At 69.8% G+C, this 5,188-nt stretch carries 3 protein-coding genes and 2 pseudogenes; 1 reads left to right on the forward strand and 4 read right to left on the reverse strand.

The window, feature by feature from the left end; translation table 11 throughout:
- A pseudogene (locus I53_RS16280) lies at positions 1-1,176 on the forward strand (FAD-dependent oxidoreductase); the annotation flags it as partial.
- A 73-nt stretch (positions 1,177-1,249) separates the two neighbouring features.
- Here I53_RS16280 and I53_RS16285 read toward each other — a convergent pair.
- From I53_RS16285 to glpK, 4 genes and pseudogenes are all read right to left on the reverse strand, one after another.
- Positions 1,250-1,708, reverse strand: coding sequence for a type II toxin-antitoxin system RatA family toxin (locus I53_RS16285; RefSeq protein ID WP_043352527.1), 459 nt, complete (start codon positions 1,706-1,708; stop codon positions 1,250-1,252).
- A 15-nt stretch (positions 1,709-1,723) separates the two neighbouring features.
- Positions 1,724-2,707, reverse strand: a complete 984-nt coding sequence (lipA, locus tag I53_RS16290) for a lipoyl synthase (protein ID WP_043352529.1) — start codon at positions 2,705-2,707, stop codon at positions 1,724-1,726.
- A gap of 137 nt (positions 2,708-2,844) precedes the next feature.
- Positions 2,845-3,576, reverse strand: coding sequence for an MIP/aquaporin family protein (locus I53_RS16295; RefSeq protein ID WP_043352530.1), 732 nt, complete (start codon positions 3,574-3,576; stop codon positions 2,845-2,847).
- 280 nt (positions 3,577-3,856) lie between these two features.
- Positions 3,857-5,161, reverse strand: a pseudogene (glpK, locus tag I53_RS16300) (glycerol kinase GlpK); the annotation flags it as partial.
- Positions 5,162-5,188 lie beyond the last annotated feature (27 nt).

The following is a 5,188-nucleotide window of genomic DNA, read 5'->3' on the forward strand; positions in this document are numbered from 1 at the left end:
CCCGGCCGGGATGATGGCCGGACTGCTCTCGCCCGCGCCGGGATCGACGTGACCGTCCTGGAGAAGCACGCGGATTTCCTGCGCGACTTCCGCGGCGACACGATCCACCCCTCAACCCTCGACCTGATGGACGAGCTGGGCTTCACGGAGCGCTTCCGCGCCCTCCCCCAGCGGCGCGTCGAGACTTTTTCGGGCGTCGTCGACGGACGCAGCTACCGGGTCGCCGATTTCAGCCGGCTGCCGACCCGGAACCGCTTCCTGTCCTTCATGCCGCAATGGGACTTTTTGGATTTTCTGGCCGGCGCGGCGGCCCAGTATTCGGGGTTCCGGCTGCTCCGCCGGACCGAGGCCCGCGATCTCATCGAGGCGGGTGGTCGGATCGCGGGCGTGCGGGCCGATGGGCCGGATAGGCCGGTGGAGATCCGGTCCGATCTCGTGCTCTGTGCGGATGGCCGTCACTCGCGGATGCGCGCGCGGGCGGGCTTTACGCCCCGGGCCTTCGGGGCGCCGATCGACGTGCTGTGGTTCCGCCTGCCGCGCCGGGAAGGCGACCCGGAGGCGGCGGCCGGACGGTTCGGTCCGGGGCGGATCCTGATCACCCTCGACCGGGGCGACCTATGGCAATGCGCCTACGTGGTGCCGAAGGGCGGCGACGCGGAGCTCCGCGCGAAGGGCCTGCCGGCCTTCCGCGCGGCGGTGGCGGCGATCGCGCCGTTCCTGGCCGACCGCACCGCGGCCATCGCCGATTGGGACGACGTCAAGCTCCTGACCGTCACCGTCGACCGGCTCGACCGCTGGTACCGACCCGGGCTGCTCTGTATCGGCGATGCCGCGCACGCGATGTCGCCCGTGGGCGGCGTCGGGATCAACCTGGCGATCCAGGATGCGGTGGCGGCGGCCAACCTCCTGGTAGAGCCCCTGCGGGCCGGCCGGCTCTCGGAGGCCGATCTCGCCCGGGTCCAGGCCCGGCGGATGTTCCCGGTCCGGGCGACCCAGGCGCTCCAGCGGATGATCCAGTCCCGGGTGATCGCCGCGTCCCTCGCGGCCGATGCGCCGTTCCGGGCGCCCCTGGCGCTGCGCCTCCTCGATGCCCTGCCGCGACTGCAGGTCCTGCCGGCGCGGATGATCGGCATGGGCGTGCGGCCCGAGCACGTGCGTGCGCCGCTGCGCGCCTGACGCCCCTTCCCCGAACGCGGCGGAGCCATTCAGGGCCGGCCCTGCGGGCTTCGCAGCGCGTTGACGGTGCGGCCTATGCTCCGGCGCCGTACATCCGGTTGGCGCGCCCCTCGAAGGCGTCGGTGAACTTGCGGAAGGCCCGGTCGAACATGGTGCCCATGAGGAGCCCCAGGGTGCGGCTCTTGAACTCGTAGGTGATGAAGAAGTCGACGTTGCACCCCCCGTTCGGCGCATCCTTGAAGAGCCAGCGGTTTTCCAGATGCCGGAACGGACCGTCGATATACTCGGCCACGATCTTGAGGTTCGCGGGATCGAGGGTGACCCGGGTGGTGAAGCGCTCGCGGATCGCCTTGTAGCCCACGCCCATCTCGGCGATCAGCACTTGGCCGCCGTCGGGCATGTCCTGGCGGCGGATGATCCGCAGGGATTCGCAGAGCGGCAGGAACTCGGGATAGCGCTCCACGTCGGCGACGAGGTCGTACATCTGCTGCGGCGTGTGCTTCACCGCGCGGGTGACCCGGAAGGACGGCATGGTGTTGGGATTTCCTCAGGCCGAGAGCGCGGGCGACAGTTTCGCGAGGCGGGCCGCCTGAAGGCGCGAAAAGTCCTCGCCGGCATGGTGCGACGAGCGGGTGAGCGGTGTGGCCGAGACCAGCAGGAAGCCCTTGGCGTAAGCGGTGGTCTCGTAGGCCTTGAATTCGTCGGGCGGCACGAAGCGCACGACCTCGTGGTGCTTCTTCGACGGCTGCAGATACTGGCCGATGGTCAGGAAGTCGACGTCGGCCGAGCGCAGGTCGTCCATCAGCTGGAGCACCTCGTTCCGCTCCTCGCCGAGCCCGACCATGATGCCGGACTTGGTGAAGATCGTCGGGTCGAGCTCCTTCACCCGCTGGAGCAGGCGCACCGAGTGGAAGTAGCGGGCGCCGGGCCGCACCGTCAGGTACTTGGCCGGGACCGTCTCGAGGTTGTGGTTGAACACGTCGGGCTTGGCGGCGACGACGACCTCCAGAGCCCCGTCCTTGCGCAGGAAGTCGGGGGTCAGGATCTCGACGGTCGTGCCGGGGCTCGCCCGGCGGATCGCCGCGATGGTGCGGGCGAAGTGCTCGGCGCCGCCGTCCTTCAGGTCGTCCCGGTCCACCGAGGTGATCACCACGTGGTGCAGGCCGAGCTTCGCCACCGAATCGGCGATCTTCTCGGGCTCCGCGGCGTCGAGGGCGTCGGGCAGCCCGGTGCGGACGTTGCAGAAGGCGCAGGCCCGCGTGCAGGTGTCGCCCATGATCATGAAGGTGGCGTGCCGCTTCTCCCAGCACTCGCCGATATTGGGGCAGCCGGCCTCCTCGCAGACCGTGACGAGGCCGTGCTCGCGCACGATCTTCTGGGTCTCGGTCCAGGCCTTGGAGCCGGGCGCCTTCACGCGGATCCAGTCCGGCTTCTTGGCCTGGACGGGCTGGTCGGGCCGGTGCGCCTTCTCGGGATGGCGCAGGCGCGCGGTGCGCGGATCGTTCTTCAGGATGTCGAGGACGACGGCCATGGGTCGGGGGCTGCCACACCGCGGGGAGGCGCCCGTGGGCGCGGTCGGGATCGCCCTGACTTAAGGCCCAAGGCGTCGCGCCGCAAACCGCCGCGACGCCGGGCCGCCCCGCGGCGGTTGAGGGTGCGGGATTTCCGTCAGATCCCGAGCAGGCGTACGAACAGCCCGGCCAGCACGGCCCCGACCACGGGGCCGGCCACGGGAATCAGCGCGTAGCCCCAGTCGGAGGAGCCCTTGCCGGCGATGGGCAGGACCGCGTGGGCGATGCGCGGCCCGAGGTCGCGGGCCGGGTTGATGGCGTAGCCGGTGGTGCCGCCGAGCGACAGGCCGATACCCCAGACCAGCATGCCGACCATGTAGGGTGCGACGCCCCGCGGGATCGCCCCCGCGGAACCCAGCGTGGTGGTCACGAGGGCGGAGATCGTCAGGATCAGGAAGAAGGTCGCGATGATCTCGGAGAGCCAGTTGGCCTTGGCGTCGCGGATCGCCGGACCGGTGCAGAAGCAGGCGAGCTTGAGGCCGGTATCCTGGGTCGCGCCCCAATGCGGCAGATAGTGGAGCCAGACGATCACGGCGCCCACGAAGGCGCCGAGCATCTGGGCGGGAATGTAGGTGGCAAGCTTGCTGAAATCGCCGGAACTGACGGCGCCCGCCACCGTGACCGCGGGGTTGATGTGGGCGTCGGCGCTGCCGGTGGCGTTGGCCACGAAGACCCCGGCGAGGACCGCGAAGGCCCAACCCGCCGTGATGGCGATCCAGCCGGCATTCTCGCCCTTGGAGTGCTTGAGCAGGGCGCCCGCGACCACGCCGTCGCCGAGCACGATCAAGGTCATCGTACCCAGGAATTCGCCCAGGAATGGTGATGTCATAGTCTTGTCTCCCCCGTTCGCTGCTTTTTTGTAAGAGTTAAAAGCTTGTGCGAGCGTGTGGCCGCCGAAGGCGGTCACCGAATGTCCGACCGTTTCCGGTCTTCACCCGCATCCTGAGATGCGGGCGCGGAGCGGCCGCCTGGAAAGAGCCTCCAGCCGGCCGCGCGATCTGTGGAGGCCTCCTTCGAGGCGGCTGCGCCCCACCTCAGGATGAGGTCGCGGCGGGCGGGATCGGATCACGACGGACCCCGAGCCCGCGCACGGGCCCGAGAGCCGTTCGTCAATCCTCGTCGGTCTTCCAGTCGAAGGAACGCTGCACCGCCCGGCCCCAGGCCGCGGCGATCTTCTCGCGCTGGCCGGCATCCATCTTCGGCGTCCAGCGCTTGTCGACGCCCCAGTTGCGCTTGAGATCGTCGAGCCCCTTCCAGTAGCCGACCGCGAGGCCCGCCGCGTAGGCGGCGCCGAGCGCGGTGGTCTCGGCCACTTTCGGGCGCACGACCGGCACGTCGAGCAGGTCGGACTGGAACTGCATGAGCGTGTTGTTGGCGACCATGCCGCCATCGGCCCGCAGCTCCTTCACCGGGATGCCGGAATCCTTGGCCATGGCCTGCAGCACCTCGCGGGTCTGGAAGGCGGTCGCTTCCAGCACCGAGCGGGCGATGTGGCCCCGGTTGACGTAGCGGGTGAGCCCGATGATCAGGCCGCGGGCGCCCTCGTTCCAGTGCGGGGCGTAGAGCCCCGAGAAGGCCGGCACGAAGTAGACGCCGCCATTGTCCTCGACCGTCGTGGCGAGCGTCTCGACCTCGGCGGAATCCTTGATCATGTGCAGGTTGTCGCGCAGCCACTGCACCAGGGCACCCGTGATGGCGATCGAGCCTTCGAGGGCGTAGGCCGGCTTCTGCCCGTCGAGGCGGTAGGCCAGCGTGGTGACGAGGCCGGCCTTCGACGGGACCGGCTCGGTGCCGGTGTTCATCAGCGCGAAGCAGCCGGTGCCGTAGGTGTTCTTGGCCTCGCCCGGCGCGAAGCAGGTCTGGCCGAACAGCGCCGCCTGCTGGTCGCCCAGGATGCCGGCGATCGGCACGCCGGCGAAGGGCGCCTTGGTCTCCCCGTAGACCTCGCTCGACGAGACGATCTTCGGCAGCATCGCCCGCGGGATGCCGAAGGTCTCAAGCATGCCGTCGTCCCAGTCGAGGGTCTTGAGCGACATGAGCTGCGTGCGGCTGGCATTGGTCACGTCGGTGACGTGAAGGCCGCCCTCCGTCCCGCCGGTCAGGTTCCAGACGAGCCAGGTGTCGATGTTGCCGAACAGCACGTCGCCGGCTTCGGCCTTCTCCCGGGCCCCCGCGACGTGGTCGAGGAGCCAGCGGAGTTTGAGTCCGGAGAAATAGCTCGCCAGCGGCAGGCCGGTGAGATCCCGGAACCGGTCGCGGCCGCCGTCGCGGGCAAACTCGCCCACCAGCCGGTCGTTGCGGGTGTCCTGCCAGACCAGGGCATTGTGCAGGGGCTTGCCGGTCGTCCGGTCCCAGATCAGCGTGGTCTCGCGCTGGTTGGTGATGCCCACGGCCGCCAGATCGGAGGGCTGGAGCCGCCTTTCTCCAGCGCCTCCGCATCA

Source organism: Methylobacterium sp. B1, from assembly GCF_000333255.1.
GTDB classification, from domain to species: Bacteria; Pseudomonadota; Alphaproteobacteria; order Rhizobiales; family Beijerinckiaceae; genus Methylobacterium; species Methylobacterium fujisawaense.